19 protein-coding genes and 1 riboswitch are annotated in these 17,346 nt (G+C 69.2%); of the genes, 6 read left to right on the top strand and 13 right to left on the bottom strand.

Translation table 11 applies throughout. From position 1 onward, the window contains the following. Positions 1–9 precede the first annotated feature (9 nt). Positions 10–119, bottom strand: a riboswitch (TPP riboswitch). Positions 120–144: 25 nt separating this feature from the next. After that, a complete protein-coding gene (locus C5E10_RS12360; RefSeq protein ID WP_104331904.1) occupies positions 145–486 on the bottom strand; it encodes a VOC family protein in 342 nt (113 codons plus the stop codon). Between the two features lie 121 nt (positions 487–607). On the opposite strand from C5E10_RS12360, the gene C5E10_RS12355 reads away from it, so the two are divergent. Further along, positions 608–1,801: an LLM class flavin-dependent oxidoreductase gene (locus C5E10_RS12355; protein WP_104331866.1), complete on the top strand. Its 1,194-nt coding sequence runs from the start codon at positions 608–610 to the stop codon at positions 1,799–1,801. A gap of 24 nt (positions 1,802–1,825) precedes the next feature. Beyond that, entirely contained in the window at positions 1,826–3,193 is a 1,368-nt protein-coding gene (locus tag C5E10_RS12350) for an NtaA/DmoA family FMN-dependent monooxygenase (RefSeq protein ID WP_308471715.1), read from the top strand. Between the two features lie 45 nt (positions 3,194–3,238). Here C5E10_RS12350 and C5E10_RS12345 read toward each other — a convergent pair whose 3' ends face one another. Then, a complete protein-coding gene (locus tag C5E10_RS12345; protein ID WP_104331864.1) occupies positions 3,239–4,243 on the bottom strand; it encodes a RimK family alpha-L-glutamate ligase in 1,005 nt (334 codons plus the stop codon). After that, positions 4,240–5,652, bottom strand: a complete 1,413-nt coding sequence (locus C5E10_RS12340; protein WP_258071109.1) for a M20 family metallopeptidase — start codon at positions 5,650–5,652, stop codon at positions 4,240–4,242. Before C5E10_RS12340 ends, C5E10_RS12345 begins: the two co-directional genes overlap by 4 nt. Before the next feature lie 135 nt (positions 5,653–5,787). Here C5E10_RS12340 and C5E10_RS12335 point away from each other — a divergent pair, with 135 nt between their 5' ends. Further along, positions 5,788–6,081 carry a hypothetical protein gene (locus C5E10_RS12335; RefSeq protein WP_146080260.1) on the top strand — a complete coding sequence of 98 codons (294 nt, stop codon included), beginning with the start codon at positions 5,788–5,790 and terminating at the stop codon, positions 6,079–6,081. Here C5E10_RS12335 and C5E10_RS12330 read toward each other — a convergent pair. Then, positions 6,044–7,090, bottom strand: coding sequence for an NADP-dependent oxidoreductase (locus C5E10_RS12330; RefSeq protein ID WP_104331862.1), 1,047 nt, complete (start codon positions 7,088–7,090; stop codon positions 6,044–6,046). The two genes, C5E10_RS12335 and C5E10_RS12330, sit on opposite strands and share 38 nt — an antisense overlap. Positions 7,091–7,200: 110 nt before the next feature. Here C5E10_RS12330 and C5E10_RS19190 point away from each other — a divergent pair, with 110 nt between their 5' ends. Continuing rightward, entirely contained in the window at positions 7,201–7,779 is a 579-nt protein-coding gene (locus C5E10_RS19190; RefSeq protein ID WP_181062752.1) for a TetR/AcrR family transcriptional regulator, read from the top strand. On the opposite strand, the gene C5E10_RS12320 is transcribed toward C5E10_RS19190, so the two are convergent. After that, positions 7,776–8,570, bottom strand: coding sequence for an alpha/beta hydrolase (locus C5E10_RS12320; RefSeq protein WP_258071108.1), 795 nt, complete (start codon positions 8,568–8,570; stop codon positions 7,776–7,778). The genes C5E10_RS19190 and C5E10_RS12320 overlap by 4 nt on opposite strands. A gap of 16 nt (positions 8,571–8,586) precedes the next feature. Then, positions 8,587–9,090, bottom strand: coding sequence for a GNAT family N-acetyltransferase (locus C5E10_RS12315; RefSeq protein ID WP_104331861.1), 504 nt, complete (start codon positions 9,088–9,090; stop codon positions 8,587–8,589). A 188-nt stretch (positions 9,091–9,278) separates the two neighbouring features. Between C5E10_RS12315 and C5E10_RS12310 the strand changes: the two genes are divergently transcribed. Further along, the gene (locus C5E10_RS12310; RefSeq protein WP_104331860.1) at positions 9,279–9,497 is read left to right on the top strand and encodes a hypothetical protein; all 219 of its coding nucleotides are present in this window, start codon (positions 9,279–9,281) and stop codon (positions 9,495–9,497) included. Positions 9,498–9,531: 34 nt separating this feature from the next. Here the strand turns inward: C5E10_RS12310 and C5E10_RS12305 are convergent, their stop codons facing one another. From C5E10_RS12305 to C5E10_RS12295, 3 genes are all read right to left on the bottom strand, one after another. Then, entirely contained in the window at positions 9,532–11,106 is a 1,575-nt protein-coding gene (locus C5E10_RS12305; protein ID WP_104331859.1) for an HNH endonuclease signature motif containing protein, read from the bottom strand. A 94-nt stretch (positions 11,107–11,200) separates the two neighbouring features. After that, complete coding sequence (locus C5E10_RS12300; RefSeq protein WP_104331858.1) at positions 11,201–11,722, bottom strand: hypothetical protein; 522 nt, start codon at positions 11,720–11,722, stop codon at positions 11,201–11,203. 41 nt (positions 11,723–11,763) lie between these two features. Then, on the bottom strand, positions 11,764–12,804 hold the full coding sequence (locus C5E10_RS12295) for a beta-eliminating lyase-related protein (protein ID WP_258071113.1): 1,041 nt from the start codon (positions 12,802–12,804) through the stop codon (positions 11,764–11,766). Between the two features lie 68 nt (positions 12,805–12,872). Here C5E10_RS12295 and C5E10_RS12290 point away from each other — a divergent pair, with 68 nt between their 5' ends. Beyond that, entirely contained in the window at positions 12,873–13,901 is a 1,029-nt protein-coding gene (locus tag C5E10_RS12290; protein ID WP_104331856.1) for a pirin family protein, read from the top strand. Positions 13,902–13,920: 19 nt separating this feature from the next. Here the strand turns inward: C5E10_RS12290 and C5E10_RS12285 are convergent, their stop codons facing one another. The 4 genes from C5E10_RS12285 to C5E10_RS12270 form a co-directional block, all read right to left on the bottom strand. Further along, a complete protein-coding gene (locus C5E10_RS12285) occupies positions 13,921–15,126 on the bottom strand; it encodes a mechanosensitive ion channel family protein (RefSeq protein ID WP_104331855.1) in 1,206 nt (401 codons plus the stop codon). Positions 15,127–15,262: 136 nt separating this feature from the next. Beyond that, a complete protein-coding gene (locus tag C5E10_RS12280) occupies positions 15,263–15,736 on the bottom strand; it encodes a SprT-like domain-containing protein (protein WP_104331854.1) in 474 nt (157 codons plus the stop codon). An 11-nt stretch (positions 15,737–15,747) separates the two neighbouring features. Beyond that, positions 15,748–16,320 (bottom strand): hypothetical protein, encoded by a 573-nt coding sequence (locus C5E10_RS12275; protein ID WP_104242710.1) that lies wholly within the window; start codon positions 16,318–16,320, stop codon positions 15,748–15,750. 85 nt (positions 16,321–16,405) lie between these two features. Next, positions 16,406–17,302, bottom strand: coding sequence for a spermidine synthase (locus C5E10_RS12270; RefSeq protein ID WP_258063889.1), 897 nt, complete (start codon positions 17,300–17,302; stop codon positions 16,406–16,408). Positions 17,303–17,346 lie beyond the last annotated feature (44 nt).

Genomic DNA, 17,346 nt, shown 5'->3' with positions numbered 1-17,346 from the left:
GGAGCGTGACGGCACGGGTGAGTTGACTCCCTTCGCTGGCATTACCCAGATCAGGTTCAACGGTCGGAGTTCGAGTACTCCCTCTCAGCCCGACTCATCGGGCTCCCGTGCACGGGCACACTGTAGCCCCGGCGCTTTCCGCGCCTAGCTCCCTGCGCTCGTGAAGACCACGTGATTGCCTTCCGGGTCGAGCACCTGGAGGATCTGGAAGTGAGTGGCGTCTTCGATTCCGCCGTGCTCGATCTTGGCCGCTTCGAGCCGTTCGGCGACACCGGCGAGGTCGTCCTCGGTGAACACCACCGTGGATCTGCCCGAGCGGCTCGAGTCAGCCCAGAGCTGCAGGCCGGCCTCGCTTGTGAAGTGCCACTCCAGAAGGCCCGGCATCGGATTCTCGTCGGGTCCGCGTCCGAAGAGCCTGCCGTAATATTCCGTAGCCTGAGCCAGGTCGGACACGGTGATCTGCGCAAGTACGCCCTTGATAGCCATGCCACGATGATGCTCGACTCCGGTGCGAGGAGCCTCCACGAACATGTCCCCACGTTGCGACGCGTAACGGGGCGCGTCAGGCGCCGTGGCCCCGCCATGAGGCGCCACCTAGCGTCAGACCATGACGAACCCACACCGAATCCACCTCGGCGTCGCACTCGATGGCGCCGGCATCCACCCGGCCGCCTGGCGGGAGCCGAGCGCCCGTCCGGACGAGCTCTTCACGCCCGACTACTGGGTGGGGCTCGTCCAGCTCGCCGAGCAGGGGCTCCTCGACTTCGCGACCATCGAGGACTCGTTGGCGCTGCAGTCGTCCGAGCGGCTGCACGACGACGACCGCACCGACGAGGTTTGGGGTCGACTGGATGCGCTGCTCATCGCCTCGCGGGTAGCTCCCGTGACCCACAGCATCGGTCTCATCCCGACGGTCACGACCACGCACACCGAGCCCTTCCACGTCTCCAAGGCTGTCGCGACGCTCGACTACACGAGCGAGGGCCGCGCCGGCTGGCAGGCTCGCCTCTCGATCGGGTCGGACCACACGCACTTCGGTCGCCGCGACCCGGCGGAGTTCCTCGAGACCCTCGAGCGTGCTTCGACCGCGGACATCGGGGACCTCTTCGCCGAGGCCAACGACTTCGTCGAGGTCGTGCGCAGGCTCTGGGACAGCTGGGAGGACGACGCGGAGATCCGCGACGCCTCCACGGACCGCTTCCTCGACGCAGCGAAGGTGCACCGCGTCGAGTTCGAGGGCAGATGGTTCAGCGTGCGAGGCCCGTCGATCACGCCGCGGCCGCCGCAGGGGCAGCCAGTGGTCGCCTCGCTCGGGCACGCCCAGGTGCCGTACGAGTTCGCCGCCGCGAGCTCCGATCTGCTCTTCGTCACCCCGTCGGATGTCGCCTCGGCCGTGAGCATCCTGTCGGAGGTGCGGGCCGCCGAGCAGAAGGTGGGACGTGCCGGCGAGCCGCTCTCCGTCTACGTCGACGTGGCGGTGTTCCTCGACGGGCCCGAGGAGACCGGGGCCGCTCGTCTCGCTCGCCTCGACGCGAAGGGCCGCACGCTCGGGCAGCCGCCCGCGGTGTTCGCCGGTTCGGCCTCCGAGCTCGTCGAGCACTTCGAGACGCTCTCGGCGCTCGGCTACGACGGCTTCCGCCTGCACCCGGGAGTCGTGACGGACGACCTGCCTCGCATCGTCGCCGACGTCGTTCCCCTCCTCCAGCAGAAGGGGCTCTTCCGGGAGCGCTACGAAGCGCGTTCCCTGCGCGGCCTCCTCGGCCTGCCGACCACCGTCCCGAACCGCTACGCCGCCGTCTAGGCCCGACTCGATCAGGAGATCATCGTGACCAAGAAGCAGATCATCCTCGCCGCCTACGTCGGCGGAGTCAACGAGCACACCCTCTGGGAGCACCCTGACGCCGGGAGCCAGATCGAGTTCTCGACGTTCAAGCACGCCGCCCAGAAGGCGGAGGCCGGGAAGTTCGACTACTTCTTCCTCGCCGAGGGTCTCGCGCTGCGCTCGCGGCGCGGCGAGATCTTCGACCACGACATCGCGGGTCGCCCCGATACCATTCCCGTGCTTGCCGCCATCGCCGCGGTCACCGAGCACATCGGGCTCGTGGGCACGATCAACGCCACCTTCAACGAGCCGTTCGAGCTCGCGCGCCAGTTCGCCAGCCTCGATCATCTGTCCGGCGGGCGTGCCGGCTGGAACGTGGTCACATCGTTCGACGCGTTCACCGGTGCCAACTTCCGACGCGGTGGCTTCCTCCCGCACGCCGAGCGCTACGAGCGGGCAGAGCAGACGGTCAACACGGTCCGGGAGCTGTGGGACTCCTGGTCGGCGGATGCGATCGTCGCGGACAAGGAGTCTGGCCAGTTCCTGGACTCCGCAGACGAGGGACGCTTCGACGTCTCGACCAGCCAGTTCGACATCAGCGGTCGTTTCACGGTTCCTCGCAGTCCGCAGGGGAGGCCCATCATCGTGCAGGCGGGCATCTCGCCGCAGGGTCGCGACTTCGCGGCCGCCAACGCCGACGTCATCTTCTCCCCGTACTCGCGCCTCGAGGAGGCACGAGACTTCTACGCCGACATCAAGGGTCGGGTCGAGGGCTTCGGCCGCAACCGGGACGACCTCAAGATCCTCCCGCAGTCGAGCTTCGTGCTCGGCGAGACCCGCGAGGAAGCGCAGGAGAAGGCGCGCTGGGTGACGGAGCAGCAGCTCAGCCCGCGCACCATCCAGGTGCGACTCGAGCAGGTCTGGAACCGGGACTTCTCGGAGATCGACTTCGATGGTCCGCTGCCCGACTTCGACCCGGATGGCGAGAGCGCGCCGATCATCGAGGGGCGCGCCTTCACCTATGGCGACCGCCTCGCGACCGTGCGCAGGTGGCGCGAGAAGGCGAGGGAGAACGGCTGGAGCATCCGCGAGTTCGCGCGCCAAGAGCTCGGCGGTGTGCGGTACGTCGGGACGGCGTCCCAGGTTGCCGAGGAGATCGACGACTTCGTGCAGTACGAGGGCTCGGACGGCCTGGTCATCGGCTCGCACCTCACCCCGGGCGGCATCGACGAGTTCGTGGATCACGTCGTGCCGATCCTCCAGGAGCGTGGATCGCTTCGCGAGGAGTACACGGGGGCGACGCTGCGGGACAACCTCGGCATCCCCGTGCCCGAGCGAGGAACGCGCGCGCCTTCGGCCTTCGCTCACTGACCCGGAACCGGGCGACCCGGAACTGGGCCGAGGCGCTGCGTTCGACTACGAGTTCGGGTAGGTCTCCCGGAGGATGCGCCCGAGGAGGGCGGCGATCGCGCCCGGCCCGGATCCCTCGGCGACGCGCTCGACGTCGGCGTTGTAGTTGGTGTTCGTGTTGATGTCGTACACCACCTGACGGCCGTCCTCGGTCTCGATGAACTCGATGCCGGCGATCTCGAGGCCGATGTCCTTCGTGAACGCGACGAGGCGCTCGACGAGCTCGTCGTGGCCCCCCTGTCGGAGCGAGAAGATCGAGGTGCCGGGCTCCGGCGCGAGCTCGGCACCTGGGGGCACGACCGGGCGCCCAGTGTCCGGGTCGATCGCGCAGGCATCCGCCGGGCAGAGCTGGAAACCGCCGTGAATGGTGTCTGCCGCGATCGAGTAGATGTGCTCGCCGCCGACGATCTCGACGCGGGTGATGAACCCGCCTGCCGGTCGCAGGTACTCCTGCAGGAGGGTGATGCCGTCGAGCGGCTCCTCGAACTCGGGGGAGTCGAGGTAGCTCTCGAAGTCGGCGAAGGCGTCGAAGCGGCGCACGCCGAGGCCCTTGCCGCCCTGGTTGTGCTTCGTGATGAAGGGCGTCGGGAACTCCCTCGCCGCGTCCCGCAGCCCCTGCTTGCCGATGACGGCGACCGTGCGGGGCGTGTCGATGCCGGCGCGGCGCAGCAGCGTCAGCTGGTCGACCTTGCTGACCTCGAGCTCGATGGCCCGCCGGCCGTTGACGGTGCGTCGGCCGGCAGCCTCCACCCAGTTGAGGACGGAGCGTGCGTAGTCCTTGGAGAGTGCATGGTCGCGGGTGTGCGACGAGGCGCTGATGCGCGACCAGAAGATGCCATCTGGCGGGAGCGCGTCGATGTCGAGCACGCCCTCGACGAGCCGCCACTCGACGACCGGGACACCGGCCGCCTCGAAGGCGGCCTGGAACGGCGGCCACCATTCGGGGTTCTCGTGCAGGGCGTAGACGACGGGGCCCGCGGCTGTTGGCTGGGAGGAGGGAAATGCGCTCATGAGAAGAACCCTTCGACATCGAGTGCGCCGCCGGCCGCGTCGAAGTCGGCGCGTGCGGCGGTACGGAGGTTGGAGTCGGCGAGGAAATCGGCGGCCACGAGGGCGAGGCCGGCGCTCGCATCGGCGATGGCCGTGCTCGCGGCGTCGCTGGTCGCGTATTCGGCGAACTCGCGCGTGTGCAGGCTCACATCCGGTGGGCTGATGGCGATGACGGGGTGGATGCCCGGCACGCGAACGCTCACGTTGCCGAAGTCGGTGGATGCTGCGAGGTGCGATGGCACGGACGCCTTCGTGAGGACGCGCCGGCCCTGCGCCTCCTGGTGCACCGCCCACCGCTCGGAGAGGGGCGTGTTGTAGCGCAGGGGCATCGTGAACGGCTGGGGGTCCCACTCGACCTCGACGCCAGTGCCGGTCGCGAGGGCGATGCCGTTGGCGATGTCCTCGAGGCGCAGGCTCAGCTCCTTCAGGGTCTCTGCCGCGTTCGAGCGGACGTAGTACTCGAGCTCCGCGAACTCCGGTACCACGTTGGGGCGCTGCCCGCCGTCGAGGATGACGCCGTGGATGCGGTCACCGGGGTAGAGATGCTGTCGGACCAGGCCCGTGGCCTGGTAGTTGAGGTTGGCGGCATCGAGCGCGTTCCGGCCCTGGAACGGCGAGGCTGAGGCGTGCGCCGGGACGCCGTAGTAGCGCACGCGCAGGATGCGTCGCCCGATGAATGGCTGGTCGGTGACGTCGTAGCCGAACGGGTGGATCATGATGGCGGCGTCGACGTCGTCGAATGCGCCGGCCCGCGCCATGATCTCCTTCCCGTTGCCGCCTTCTTCCGCGGGCGTGCCGTAGAGCACGATCCGGCCGGCGGGGAGCTCGCGGCGGCGGTTCGCCTCGACGAGCGAGAGGAAGGCGCCGACTGCGGAGGCGGCGATGATGTTGTGCCCGCAGCCATGCCCGACTCCTGGCAGGGCGTCGTACTCGGCGAGGATCGCGACCGTCGGCACATCCGACGAATCTGGCTTCGCTTCGCCCACAATGAGTTCCGCGACAAGCGCCGTGTCGAGCCCGAAGGCTCCGAGCTGTGCCGAGATGCCGTGCTCGGCGAGCAGCTCGGCGATGTCGGCGACGCTCCGCGTCTCCTCGAAGCCCTCCTCGGCGTACTCGAAGATGCGGTGGGAGAGCTCGACCAGCTCGGGCTGCAGGGAATCAGCGGCCGTGCGGATGGCCGACGCGTCCTCGGCGGCGGCTCCGTCGTGCGATGAGGTGATGCGCGGCGCGGCGGCCGCGGCGATGGCGGTCTCTGCGGCCACGAGGTCGAGGTAGGTGCTGCTGGGCGTCGTGGGGGATGCGCCCACCCGGATTCCGCGGGTTGCCCCTGTTGCTCGGGGTGCGCTGGTCGGGTCTGCTGCTTCGCTCACGTGGTGTGCTCCTTGCCGCCGGCGACCCCGGGTGGGCCGTCCGCTTCCATCGTGCCTCGATTCTCCGGGAGCGGGGTTGGCCGTGTCGGGGTCGCCGTCGTGGGCCGTAACGTGAATCTGGATTACAGTGGCAGTGTGATGTTCATCCTCGGTGCCGTGCTGCTCGGGCTCAGCCTCGCGCTCACGACCTGGGCGCACTTCCTCGTCGGCCGGGCGGGTGCCGGGCGCAGGCTGCCGATCTTCAAGGACCCGCCGGGGACGCCGAAGTTCGCGAGCTGGCTGCGCATGGGCGGGGCCCTCCTGGCCGTCGTCGCCGCCGGTCAGCTGTGGCACGTCATCGGGCTCTTCGCGATGCTTCCCGTCATTCTCGTTCTGTTCGTCCCGGGGCTCGTCATGCACACGCGGCACGAGCGCGCGCTTCGCCGCTGAGGTCCACGATCATCTTGCCCGTGTTGGCGCCGCGCATCATGTCGAGGAACGCCTGCACGGTGTTGCCCAGGCCGTCGACGACCGTCTCGTCGTAGGCGATCTCGCCCGCGCGGATCCACTCGACCATCCGCGGCTGGAACTCCCCGGCGAGGTGGCCGTGGCCTCCCACGGTGAAGCCCTCGAGTCGCAGGGCTCGCTTGATGAGGTTGGCCATGTTGTCCGGGCCCGCTGGCTTCTCGCGCTCGTTGTAGCTCGAGATGGCGCCGCAAAGCGCGGCGCGGCCGCCCCGGTTGAAGACGTCGAGGGCCGCCTCCAGGTGGTCGCCCCCCACGTTGTCGAAGTACACGTCGATACCGTCTGGCGCGGCCTCCGCGAGCTGCTCGCGCACGGGCCGCTCCTTGTAGTTGAAGGCGGCGTCGAAGCCGTACTTCTCCGTGAGGAGGGCTACCTTCTCGGCTGAGCCCGCGGAGCCGATGATGCGGCCGGCACCGAGCTTGCGGGCGATCTGTCCGACGGCGGTGCCGACGGCTCCGGCCGCGCCCGACACGAAGACCGTCTCGCCCTCCTTGAGCCCTGCGATGGCGGTCAGGCCGACGTAGGCGGTGAGGCCGGTCATGCCGAGCATGGAGAGGTAGAGCGACAGCGGGACACCGGGAATCTCGTCGACGACGCGGAACGATGTCGCGTCCTCCTGGACGATGTCGCGCCACCCGAAGGCGTGCAGCACGTGGGCCCCGACCGGCGCGTCGTCGCTGGTCGACTCGACCACGACTCCGACCGCGCCACCGGTGAGGGTCTCGCCCAGGGCGTAGGGGGCGACGTAGCTCGGCGCGTCGGTCATGCGACCGCGCATGTACGGATCGACCGATAGGAAGAGGTTCTCGACGCGCACCTGACCCGGTTGCAGGTCGCCGTACTCGACGGTGACCGTGCGGAAGTCCGTTTCCCTTGGCCACCCCTCCGGGCGGGAGACGAGCTGGATCTGCGTGCTGATGGCGGTAGAGGTCATCACGCCAGACAATCACAGCCTCCTGACCATGGGAGCCGGTTACTACGCTCGTAGTGGATGCACTACGCCCGTAGTTTCTGTGTCGAGATCTCTGCGTCTAGAGTTCGGGGGTGCCCTCCACGCGTGACCGTTCGCTGACCGCCGCCCTCGAGCTCCTCGCATCGGGTGGCATGCGGGCGCTCACGCACGCGCGGGTCGACGCGAAGGCGGGGCTCCCGCGGGGGTCGACCTCGAACCACTTCAGGACCCGTCAGGCGCTCATCGAGGGCGTCATCGGTCGCTTGGAGCGCAGTGACTACGCCGAGTGGCTGCTGAGCTACGAGTGGGGCGAGCCGAGCGTGGAGCGCTTCTGCGCGGCGATCGGCGCGGGGGTCGACGACATGACCGGCGCCGGCCGCACGCAGGCGCTCGCCAGGTACGCCCTGGTGCTCGAGGGGACGCACAACGCGGTGGTCGCCGAGGCGATCCGGGTGGGCCGCGATCGCCTACGGGGCTGGGCGGCGGGTGCCATCGCGGGCCTCGGCGTCGACGATGCCGAGGCCCGTGCGTCTGCGCTGTTCGCGTTCATCGATGGGGTCGTCCTGCATCGGCTCTCCCTGCCAGGGGAGGACCTCCCCGACGCGTCCGTCGACGTGCAGCCGACCGTGCGACGGATGCTCACTCAGCTTGACGTGGTGCCTTCCGCCTAGGGCTGGAGCTCTGCCGCCCAGGCTGAGGTCGCCGCGGCGATCTGCTGGCGCCCGTCCTCGTCGGGGATCGTCGCTGTTCCGTCGCCGGACTGCGGGCCGTAGTTGCCGAACATCGCGTGATTCGCACCCTCGATCTCCAGGGTCTCGGCGTCGGCGGGGAGCAGGCCGCGTGCGTCCGCTGCCTTCTGCGGGGTGCTGAGCCCGTCGGCGCTACCTGTGATGCTGAGGACGTCGAGCGACTCGTCGGCCGAGAGATCGTTGGCGCAGTAGCTGCCGAACAGCAGCAGGCCGGCGACCTCCGGAGATTCGGCGAGCTGGCAGGCGCGGACCCCGCCGAGGGAGTGCCCGCCGACGGACCAGGTGGTGACCTCGGGGGCGGCGGTCGCGTAGTCGTCGAGCGTGCGGGTGTCGAAGAAGGCGAGGTTGAGGAGCGGCTGCGGTATGACGACGGTCATGTTTTCGGCGGTGACCAGGCTCGAGAGCTTCGCGGCGTAGGCCGACGGCTCGACCTTGGCTCCGGGGATGAACACGAGTCCAGTGTCGCTTGGCTCCTCGCTCGGGGTCAGCACGAGGGAACCATCGACCTCGGTGACCGAGATGGCTGGGTCGTCGGTGACGGATGCGAGGGGTTCCGGTTCGGCTGCCATGACCCCGACGTTCGCCCAGATCAGGAATGCCGCGATGGCGATGACGAAGACCGCGGCGATGATGGAGAACGTCCAGATCAGCGCGCGTCGCAGCCGGCTGCGTCTGCGTCGCGGGGGCTGCTGGTTCGGGGGAGTTGCTGGCACCCGCCGAGGATATCGCTCAGCTGTGGGAGGGGTGCCCGATGAGGGCGGTGCGGCCGACGGGTTTCTCGAACGCGAAGACGGGGAGGTCGAACTCCGGGATGCGCCGTTCGCCACCTTCGAAGCCCGACGCCCGGTACAGGGCGACTGCTTCGGGCTGCCGGGAGCCGGTGGTGAGGAAGATGCGGGTGTAGCCGAGGTCGCCGGCTGCTGCGTCGAGTTCTCGCAGGACCTGCTGGGCGAGTCCGCGGCGTCGGTGCGTGTCGCGTGTCCACATGCGCTTGACCTCAGCGGTGGTGGAGTCGTATCGGCGGATGGCGCCGGCGGCGACGAGGAGGTCACCCTCGAGGATGCCGATGAAGGCGCCGTCGGGGGACGTGAAGTCGGTGACGGGGTACGCGGTGATGTCGTCTTTGTAGAACTCCCGGTACCTGGTTCGGTACTCCGCGTCGAGGATGTCGAGCACTTCCGAGACCTCGGCGGAGGCGATGTCGAGGTGGCGGACGGTGAGCGCGTTTGTCATGCGCACATGTTGCTCCGCCTCCGGGCGTCTCGCTCCTCGTCCGGCCCCCAGGTGACGCCGTGTTTCGCCCTGCGAAGCGAGGTGTCGCCTCGTGTGCCCGTCTTGCGCAGGTTGCTGTTCCTCCGGATCGGGGATTCCTACGCTGACGGGACGACCTATCCAACCGGTGCCGCACGAGAGGGCAGATCATGAGCATCACGCTCCGCATGACGCACGGCCGCTTGACCGACAAGCGCACGACGGGCGGACGCACGACCGACGTGCATGCGACCGATGGAGATGCGGCCGGCGGTGCCTTGTTCGTTGTTCGTCTGCAAGAGGTGCTCTCGCGGGTCTTCCTCTCGGAGCGCGCAGGGGTTGGGGAGCAGAGGCTTCTGCTCCGCGGCGTCGGTATCGAAGAGGTCTAGCTCGGGCGGCGAAGAGGTCTAGCTCGGCGAGGCCTCAGAACGGCGGAGGGTCGGTGCCCGCGTCGCGTTCTCGCCGGGCGCTGCTGCCCCGCTCGACGTCCGGCCCTGTGTCTGTGTCTGTGTCTGTGTCTGTGTCTGTGTCTGTGTCTGGTCCTGGTCCTGGTCCTGGTCCTGGTCCTGCCTCTGTCTCTGGCTCAGGCCCGGGCTCAGGTCCTGACCGTGCATCCGCCTCACTCGTTGCCTTCGGCGGGCTGGTGTTTCCGGCATCCGCCGACGGCACGAAGCGAACGCCTTGCTTGTCGGGTCTGTCTGTCAGGACTTTTCCGCTTGGTGTCGTCCACTGGAGGACCCCGCCTTCGAGCTGCAGAACCGACCACGGTGTTGCGTGCCTCATGACGTGGTGGAACACGCAGAGGTGCTCCAAGTTGTTCGTGCAGGTTGCACCGCCGTGCTGCCACTCATGGGTGTGGTCGATGTGGCACCCGCGTGCTGGGAGCCGGCAGCCTGGAAACCGGCAGTGCACGTCGCGCGCCGCGAGGAATCGCCGCATCGCCGCTGTTGGCTTGTAGGTGTCGACGGCCTGGACGGTGCCCGTGATCGGGTGGGTGAGAATTCTCGTGAACATGGGGGCGTTGGCCGCCAGGCGCTTGGCTTCGTCGAGTGGTACCGGTGTGAGGCCGTCGAGGAGGGCCGGAGGGTGTCCGGGGTCGCGTTCGTCGGCGAGCAGCGTGGTCGTGGGGATAACCAGATGCACCTTCGCCTGGACGCCGGATGCCAAGGGGGCGGAGGTCGGTTCGCTCGTGAGGAGCTGGTCGCAGATGAGGTCGGCGCTGACCTCGCCGAGGGTGCGATCGTCGCTGGCACCGTGCGGCAGTTCTTCCGTTGCTTGAGTCTTCTGTGCCCGTGATCGAGCTCGTAGGACAAGCGTCGCCTGCTTTCGGACTCTGTCCCGAACGGCGGTGAGGAGCAGGAGGGAACCGCCGACGTGGAGTACTCCGTGTCCGTCACCGGTGTCGGTCACGGACACGAAGCCCTTCATGCGTGTCACTCTGCGTCGCTCGGCGAGCGGAACCTGCGTGAGTTCCTCCGCGATGCGGGCGGTCAGCCGCTTCAGTGCCGCGTCCGTGAGGATCTGGGTGCTCACCTCGCGGAGTGCGAGGTCGACGTAGCGGGCACGCAGGGTGGTCTGCTCGGCTTCGACCTCGTGGGTGACGAGGAGCCCCGAGTTGACGATGGCATCGAGATGGCGACCGGAGATGCGCCCGTCGGCCACGGCGTCTACTGCGGCCGGAAATTCACGCACGGCGTTCCACGACCCGGCGAGCTGCCTCATGACGAAGCCATGCTTCGCCCGCACCTCGATCGAGATCTCTGCCGAGATCGACCGCACGTGCATGCCCATCTCGGGATGTCCTTCGGCGAGGTCGAGGAGGTAGCCGAAGTTGTACGCACGCGCTTCGAGCAGGATCTGCTCGGCGTCGATCGCACGTTTGGCGGATTCGATGCGGGAGGTCTCGGACAGGATGGCGGCGCGTTCAGCGGCGACCGAGGTCGGATCGTTGACATCGAAATGCCACCGCTCCTCGAACTCCGCTGCCACTAGGTACATGGCTCGATCGTAGCATTACTCGAATCTAGATTCGAGGAATTGTGGATAACATGCGAGACACGATCGCTGCGATCGACGCGTCCTCAGGCCTGCCTCAGGGCAGCTGCCTCGCGACGAAGCCGAGCGCGGCGGCCGTGTCGACGATCTCGGTGACGGATTCGCGGGGTACGACGACCAGCGGGTGGGCGTCGCTGTCCTCCTCGAGGAACACGAGTGCGAGCCCCGCGGGCGCGAGGAGCGCATCAGCCGTGGCGGCTGCCGTCGGCACGTCGCCGTCCACGTCGCCGACCTCGTCGGTGTCGAGGCCGAGGCGGACGATTCGCGGCACCCCGGCGAGGGCGTCTGCCAGCTCCATGCCCGTGTCCTCGGCGTGGAGGTAGGCCAGCGCTCCACAGTCGTCGAGCGCGTCGATGAGCGCGCCCCAGGCCTCATCTGCGCCGTCGTCCTCCTCGACGCCGCTCTCGTCTCGGTCGTCGCCGGACTGGTCCTTGCCCTTGTCGATGTCCTCGTCCTCGTCTCGAGAGTCACCCTCGAGAGCCTGCTGGACGCTCGGCCAGATCTCGGGGTCGTCGTCGATGAGCGTGCAGAGGCGTTCCCAGGCGGTGTAGTCAGTCACGGCCCCGAGGGTACCCGCCCGCCCAGGGCCGCGCGGCTGGCCTACGCTCCGGCGACTGCCGCGATGAGGGCATCCACGTCGTGCTCGGTGGTGTCCCAGGAGCAGAGGAAGCGGACGAGGCCGCGAGACGCGTCCCAGGTGTGGAATGCGTAGCTCTCGCTGACGCGCTCGGCGACCTCGCCGGGGAGGACGGCGAAGACGCCGTTCGCCTGGCGGGGCAGTGGCACGGAGCAGCCGTCGACGCCCTCGATGCCGGCGGCGAGGCGCGCGGCCATGGCGTTGGCGTGCTCCGCGTTCTCGCGCCACAGCTCGTCGCCGAACAGCGCGAGGAGCTGGGCGGAGATGAAGCGCATCTTCGACGACAGCTGCAGGTCGATCTTGCGGGCCTCTTCGGCGCCGTAGACGGCTTTCGGGTTGACGACGACAACCGCTTCGGCGGCAAGAGCGCCGTTCTTGGTGCCGCCCAGGCTGATGACGTCGGCCCCGGCCGCGCTGGAGACCTCGGCCAGCGTGCAGCCGAAGTGGGCGGCGGCGTTCGAGAGGCGTGCGCCGTCGACGTGCAGCCACATGCCGCTCGCGTGGGCGACGTCGGCGAGCGCCCTGACCTCATCTGGCGAGTAGGCGGTGCCGACCTCGGTCGCCTGGCTGATGCTCACGGCGAGGGGCGCGGCCCGGTGCACGTCGCGGCGCACGGCAGCGGCCCGCTCGATGTCCGCCGGAACGAGCTTGCCGTCCGCCGTCTCGACGGTGAGGAGCTTCACCCCGCCGACGCGTTCCGGGGCGGCATTCTCGTCGGTGTTGATGTGCGCGGACGCCGGGCACACGACGCCGCCCCAGCGCGGCACCATCGACTGCAGCGCGACGACGTTGGCACCTGAGCCGTTGAAGACCGGCAGGCCGATCGCCTCCGCGCCGAAGAGGTCCCTGCACAGCGCCTGGAACGCCGCCGAGTAGGGGTCGCCCCCGTAGGCGCCGACGTGCCCGCCGTTGGCGGTGACGAGTGCATCCAGCACCTGCGGGTGAGCGCCCGCGGCGTTGTCGCTCGTGAAGGTGCGGAGGTGGGGGTCGTGCAGCTGCGTGATCACCGATCCATTCTTCCGCACGCGCCACATCGATGAGAACTCATGGGTTCGCGTCTACGCTCTGAGCTATGAGCAACGCGGAGGCCAACCCCATCGAGGCACAGCTGCAGGCCGCCTACGAGACCGGGCAGGTGGTCGCCGGCATCGAGCTGCTCCTGCCGCGTGAGGTGCCGCTCGGAGGCCCGCGCGCGCTGCCTGTCCTGCGTTCGGTGCCCAACAAGTTTCGCCACTTCATCGGCGCCTGGTGCTTCATCGACCACTACGGCCCCGTGGACGTGCCGTCGGGTGTCGGCATGGATGTGCCCCCGCATCCGCACACCGGACTGCAGACCGTCAGCTGGCTGTTCTCCGGCGAGGTCGTGCACCGGGACTCCATCGGCAGTTTCCATGAGGTCGAGCCCGGCGGCGTCAACGTCATGACCGCCGGGAGTGGCATCGCCCACTCGGAGGTGTCCGCTGATCACCCTGATCGGGCCCCCGTGCTGCATGGCGTGCAGCTCTGGGTGGCCCTGCCGGCAGCGCAGCGGGACATCGCGCCCGCCTTCGTCGGCCTGGACCGGTGCCCATCGCTGCGACTGCCGTCTCCCACGACGGCAGGGGCTCCCGTCGAGGCGACCGTCTTCATGGGGGAGTTCGCGGGCCTCCGCTCGCCGGCCCCCAGCTTCTCGCCGCTTGTCGGCGTCGAGCTCGCCTTCTCCGGCTGCGCGGAGGCGCAGCTCGACCTCGAGCCGAGCTACGAGCACGGCATCCTCGCGTGCTCGCCCGGCATCACCGTCGACGACGTCGAGCTTCCCGTCGGGGCCGTCGGCTACCTGCCCGCCGGCACCGACCGTGCGATCGTGGGCGCGCGTGACGGCGGACGCGCGCTGCTGCTCGGTGGCACGCCATTCGAGGAGAAGATCGTCATGTTCTGGAACTTCGTCGGTTCCTCCCACGACGACGTCGCGGCAGCTCGCGACGAGTGGCAGCGGAGCAGGTCCAGCGCCGGCACCGATGCCCGCTTCGGCCGCGTCGACAGCCACGACGGCAGGACGCTCGCCGCCCCGGCGCTCCCGAACGTCCGGCTCAGTCCGCGCGGACGAACCCGCGAGGACTGAGCCGCCCCGGAGCGGCCCGCTACCGCTCGCGGTCCCCGGGGTCGATGATGGGGATGGCGTTCGTGAACACCGACGCCCGCTCCTGCGCCTGGACGCTGCCGGTGAAGAGCCCGGACCCACTGGCGCTGTCGTCGTCGCTCCTGGTGTCCTCCGCCTGCGAGGCGCGCGATGCGGCATCGCCCGGACCCTCCGACTCGGTGATGAGCACACGCTGCACGGGCAACGCCGACGGCATGGTGCGCTGCATCCACGTCACCATGGCCTCGCGCACGAAGCAGCGCAGGTCGAAGAGGGTGGGTGCATCCACGGCGGTGACGAGAATGCGGATGCGGACGAGCCCGCCGGTCGCCTCGGTCACCTGGAGGACCTGCGCCCGCCCATCCCAGAGGTCCGTCTGCGTGAGCACCTCGGCGAGGCGCTCTCGCATGAGCGCCGGGGAGACGCGCCAGTCGACGTCGAGCTCCACGGAGCCGAGGAGCTCGCTGCCCTGCCTGGTCCAGTTCTGGAAGGGCTGGGTCGTGAAGTAGGTGCACGGCAGCACGAGGCGGCGGTCGTCCCACAGGTCGACGACGACATAGCTCAGCGTGATCTCTCCGATGCGCCCCCACTCGTCTTCGACCACGACGACGTCGTCCACGCGCAGCGCCTCGCTGAACACGAGCTGGAGGCCCGCGAAGATGTTCGCGAGGACCGACTGGGCGGCGAGGCCGGCGACCACGGAGGCGATACCAGCTGAGGCGAGGAGGCTCGCCCCGACGGTCCGCACCGCAGGGAACGTGAGGAGTATCGCGCCCAGCGCGATGACGATGATCACCGCGACTGCGAGCCGCCGGAGGATGAGGGTCTGCGTGCGGATGCGCCGGGCCACGCGGTTGTCCGCCACGTCGATGCGGTTGCGTCCCAGCGTGATGTCCGTCGAGAAGGCGACGAGTCCCGCCATGAGCCAGGCGCCAGCGGCGATGATGAAGATCGTGAGCGCGTGGTAGATGAGGTCGCGCCAGGACCCGTCACCGTCGGACGGGAAGGCGACGGCGACTGCGGCCCAGAGCGCGATGATGAGCACGACGACGCGGAAGGGGCGCCGCGTGTGTCGCACGAGCGGCTCCGGCCAGCGAAGGCGCTTCGCGACGAGGCGGATGATGAGCGCGACGAGCGCGGTGAGCGTGACGGCCGCGACGACGGCGACGGCGATCGAGAGGGCGAAGTTCCACCAGGGATCGAGCACGTTCCTCCTCGGGAAGTGGAGGGCCCCTCCGTGCGGGAGCGGAGGGCTGGGGAAGCAACGCTAGTGAGCGAGCCTCCGTGCTGCCTGGCCTGCCCGCCAGTGCGCGCATCGCCGCACCGGGGTTCAGTCCCGCGATTTAGCCCCGTCGCTCGGCCTCCGAGCGCTCCCGCCACTGGATGAGGTACCGCCGGTCGAAGGAAGGCGCGCACCGGAGGCAGGAGACGAGCCTGCCGCGCGTCGGGCGGCGGAACCTCATGACCTCGTGACCATTCGGGCAGATCCCGACCCACTTCGCGAACTCGGTCGCCACCTCACCGTCGTGCGTGCGACCGCCGACGTAGCCGAGCTCGTCGGCGATGCGCTTCCATTCGGGGCCGTGCCCCGCCTTGTGCCCGGCAACGGCGTGGGCGACCTCGTGCAGCAGCGTCTGGTGCACCGTGTCGTCGTCGTAGCGGGCCGAGAGGTAGCGCGAGACGGTGATGCGCTTGTCTCGGAAGTTGCAGGCACCCGCGCGCTTCTTCGCGTGATCGAAGCCGAAGCTCCAGCTCTCGTCGAGGTGCATGCGGATGAGCGCTTCTGCCCAGACTCGCACCTTGGCCAGGTCGGCCACGGGCCCCGCCCCTAGGAGTCGATCGAGGTGATCGGCTCGCTCAGCTCCGAGGAGGGCTCCTCGTCGCCCTCGAGGATCGCGCGGGTGACGCGGATCGCGAACTTCGAGGACTGCAGCTGGTCGGCGGCGACGCCCCTGGCGAGGCGCAGCTCGTGCGCGCGCTCGAAGTCGACGAGCGCGTCGGTGTACTCGCGCTGCTCGAAGCGCACCTTGCCTCGATGCTGCAGGGCGAAGGCGGCGAGCTCGTCCCATTCATGGGTGAGGGCCTCGTCGACGCAGTTGTTCAGATCCTGCAGCGCGACGTCGTGCTTGCCCTGGAACTGCTGGACCTGCGCCTTGCGGATGCGAGCGGCGAGGGCGTCCTCGCGGGCGCCCGTGAACCGGGACTGCCGGTACGCGGTCTGCGCGGTGTCGAACGCCTCGTCGAGCCGGCCGAGCATGCGCAGCAGCGCGACCTTCTCGTTGAGCGCGGAGAGGGACCGAAGTACGGCGATCTCCGCCAGGCGAGCCTCCGCGGCGTCGATGTCGATGCGCTCGCGGAGGGTCTCCGGGTCGTAGCCGAGGATGATGGGAGCGTCTGACACCCCAGCAGGTTAGCCGCAGCCGCGACGGAATGGGTGCATCCCTCGCCGCGTTGTGGAGAGCCTGTCGGTCGGCTCCTGCTCTCGACTACCAGCCGCCCTGCCTGCGCTCGCGGAAGACGCTCTTCCCGGGCAGCGGAGACGCCGTCGCGGAGGCATCGCGCGCGGCTTCCGTGCCGCGCACGAATTCGCGAACCGCCTTCCCGCGCACCACGACGGCTGGCGGGAAGCCCGACGCGACGCGCCTCTCGAGGCCGGGCAGCGAGAGCGCTTCCGGCGAGCGGGAGGCGACCGCGGCGATGTTCCCGAAGCGGCGCCCCTTCAGCATGGCGGGGTCGCCGACGAGCGCGACCTCGCCGAATACCTCTATCAGGGTCGCGACCTCGGCCCGCGCGAAGGCGAGATCGTGGCCGTCGGCGATGTTGACGAGCACGATGCCGTCCGGGCGCAGGAACGGCTCGAGTTCGGCGAAGAACTCGACGCTCGTCACATGCGCCGGCGTCTGCGCGCCGGAGAAGATGTCGACGACGATCGCATCGACCGAGCCGAGGAGCCCTCGGGGGAGTCTGCCCAGCTGCTCTCGCGCATCCCCGTAGCGGATGCGGATGCTCGCGCCGGCGGGGAGCGGAACGACCTCGCGCACGAAGTCGACCAGGGACCGCTCGAGCTCGACGACCTGCTGCCTCGAGCGCGGCCGCGTGGCGTCGACGTAGCGCGGGATCGTGAGTGCTCCGGCACCGAGGTGGAGGGCGGTGATCGCCTCCGCTTCGGGGAAGGCGAGGTCGAGGACGTAGCCCATGTGCCTGATGTAGCCGAACGAGAGCTCCCTGGGGTCGAGCGGGTTGACCGCGGACTGCGGGGTGCCGTCGACGATGAGGGTCCACTCCTCCCCGTCACGCGAGAATCGGGCCTGAGCTCCGGAGTCGAGCGTCACGCTCGTCGCGGGGATTGCACTGCTTGGGGTCTTGCTGCTGGCTGGCGACACCTGGCAAGTCAAGCAGAGACACGCGGATTTCGAGCAAGGGTGAC

Origin of the sequence: Pseudoclavibacter sp. RFBG4 (assembly GCF_002931515.1) — a bacterium.
Classification (GTDB): Bacteria; Actinomycetota; Actinomycetes; order Actinomycetales; family Microbacteriaceae; genus Pseudoclavibacter.
This window is presented reverse-complemented; position numbering and strand designations above follow the sequence as displayed.

What these genes read in the sequence shown, in the direction of transcription:
- C5E10_RS12360 (WP_104331904.1), bottom strand. Translation starts at nt 486, where the DNA reads ATGGCTATCAAGGGCGTACTTGCGCAGATCACCGTGTCCGACCTGGCT.
- C5E10_RS12315 (WP_104331861.1), bottom strand. Translation starts at nt 9,090, where the DNA reads ATGACAAACGCGCTCACCGTCCGCCACCTCGACATCGCCTCCGCCGAG.
- C5E10_RS12290 (WP_104331856.1), top strand. Translation starts at nt 12,873, where the DNA reads ATGAGCAACGCGGAGGCCAACCCCATCGAGGCACAGCTGCAGGCCGCC.
- C5E10_RS12305 (WP_104331859.1), bottom strand. Translation starts at nt 11,106, where the DNA reads ATGTACCTAGTGGCAGCGGAGTTCGAGGAGCGGTGGCATTTCGATGTC.
- C5E10_RS12330 (WP_104331862.1), bottom strand. Translation starts at nt 7,090, where the DNA reads ATGACCTCTACCGCCATCAGCACGCAGATCCAGCTCGTCTCCCGCCCG.
- C5E10_RS12355 (WP_104331866.1), top strand. Translation starts at nt 608, where the DNA reads ATGACGAACCCACACCGAATCCACCTCGGCGTCGCACTCGATGGCGCC.
- C5E10_RS12345 (WP_104331864.1), bottom strand. Translation starts at nt 4,243, where the DNA reads ATGAGCGCATTTCCCTCCTCCCAGCCAACAGCCGCGGGCCCCGTCGTC.
- C5E10_RS12310 (WP_104331860.1), top strand. Translation starts at nt 9,279, where the DNA reads ATGAGCATCACGCTCCGCATGACGCACGGCCGCTTGACCGACAAGCGC.